The organism is Vibrio sp. 704 (assembly GCF_033339295.1).
Window position 1 is genome coordinate 1 of record NZ_JAWOUH010000056.1, and the last position, 1,776, is coordinate 1,776.

2 protein-coding genes are annotated in these 1,776 nt (G+C 36.7%); one reads left to right on the forward strand and one right to left on the reverse strand.

The genetic code is table 11. The features are described 5' to 3' along the window. Positions 1 to 871 (reverse strand): anaerobic sulfatase maturase (locus tag R7R24_RS24345; RefSeq protein WP_318119673.1); only part of this gene is annotated, 871 nt, incomplete at its 3' end. Positions 872 to 1,048: 177 nt separating this feature from the next. Between R7R24_RS24345 and R7R24_RS24350 the strand changes: the two genes are divergently transcribed. Further along, positions 1,049 to 1,776: LysR family transcriptional regulator (locus R7R24_RS24350; RefSeq protein WP_318119675.1), on the forward strand; the 728-nt coding region annotated here is incomplete at its 3' end.

Sequence of the window (1,776 nt, forward strand, 5' to 3'; positions counted from 1 at the left end):
TTGCTTCAACGGCATAAGACGAGCCGCATTTTTTGGCATGAATACAGTTTGGAGACGGGTTGCCAAGGTATTGTGTTAATGCCTGTTCAAAGTTCGAAATGAAGACTTTGCCCACATCTTGAGAAACCCAAAGATGAAATACGTCGGTGAGAAAACGTCCGTATTCTTTGGCATCAACAGACCAAGCGATAGGTTCGTATTTCTGAGGATCTGTATGGCGTTTGTCTGTCGAGAAAATCAGATTGCTACCAAAGTGTTGGCCACGAGCTTGCTCTGTTTCTAACGGAGAAGATTCGACAAGAGGTGAGAACTGAATATGTTTCACCTTATTCTTTCGGAAAAATGAATAGATAGCCTCAGCATGTTTGCAATACTCTTTGGTCACACATGCCAAAACGTTGTATTCAACGTTCATTTTTTGTAGAAGCTTTAATGCAGAAAAGCTTTCTTTAAAAGCACTTTTTCCTTGTTTGGTTCGGTATTTTTCTTGAAGCCACTCAGGCCCATCTAAACTTAATCCAACCAAGAAGTTATTTTCTCGAAAGAATCGGCACCAATCACTGTTTAATTTAGAGCCATTGGTTTGAATTGTGTTCTTTATTAATTTTCCGTTAGCGTATTGTTTTTGAAACTCAACAGCCTTTTCAAAAAAATCAATGCCTATCAATGTAGGTTCTCCACCGTGCCATGCGAACTCGACAATAGGCGTATCTTGGCTAGAAATATAATTTTTAATATAAGTCTCTAGCGTTTCTATATTCATTGATTTTTTAGATTTTAAGAGCAGGTCCTTTTCTAAATAAAAACAATATTGACAATCATAGTTGCATTTTGAGCCAACAACTTTCACTGTAGTATGTAAACCAGCCATAAGGGATTCTTCTACTCCAACCAAGATGGAACTAGTTTAATTAATATGTTCTTGTCCACAATTGATAATAGTGATACTTGATACTTATCAAAATTGATATTATGTTTTTAGGGAGTGTTGTGAGAGAGTTTAGACATGATATTTAACTATAACTTACTGAAACCGTTGGCGTTACTTTTGGAAACAAAAAGTATCACAGCAACAGCAAACCAAATGTCGACAAGTGCTTCTGCGGTGAGCCGAACACTAAGAAGCCTAAGGGAAATATTTCAGGATGAATTACTTACCAGAAAAAACGGCAGGATGGAGCTAACGCCAAAAGCAATCTCCATACGTGCCAAGCTCAATAATATTATTCATGATATTGATGAATTAACTGAGGATATGTCTTTTGATCCATCGACCTCAGATATAAAAATCAATATAGCGATGAATAGTTACATCGCATATTGGCTAGCCCCAGAAATAATTCAATACTTTTCAGAGAACGCGCCGAATATAGAATTAACCATTGAAGATTGGAATGAGTTAACGCCAGATCGAATTAATAATCAGCTCGTTCATTTTGGAATTCATTATTTTCCATTAAATTTAAATAAAAACTTGGTCCAAAGAAAAGTCGGAAAAGATATGTCGGTTATGGTCTGTAGAAAAGATCATCCAATTAATAACGAGTCAATATCCTTGGAGACAATCGCGTCTTATCCTCTGGCTATCCACTTGCAAAAGCATTGGAATGAGCGGCAAGATAAACTTTCAAGATTGCTGTTAAGTCACGGTATTGACTTCAAAGTAAAACTTAACACGACGCATATCAATGTCATTATTAATGCCGTTGAGACGACAGACTTATTGTTTCCTTGTTCAATCTATATAGCCGAACAGTTGGGTGCAATCTTTCGATC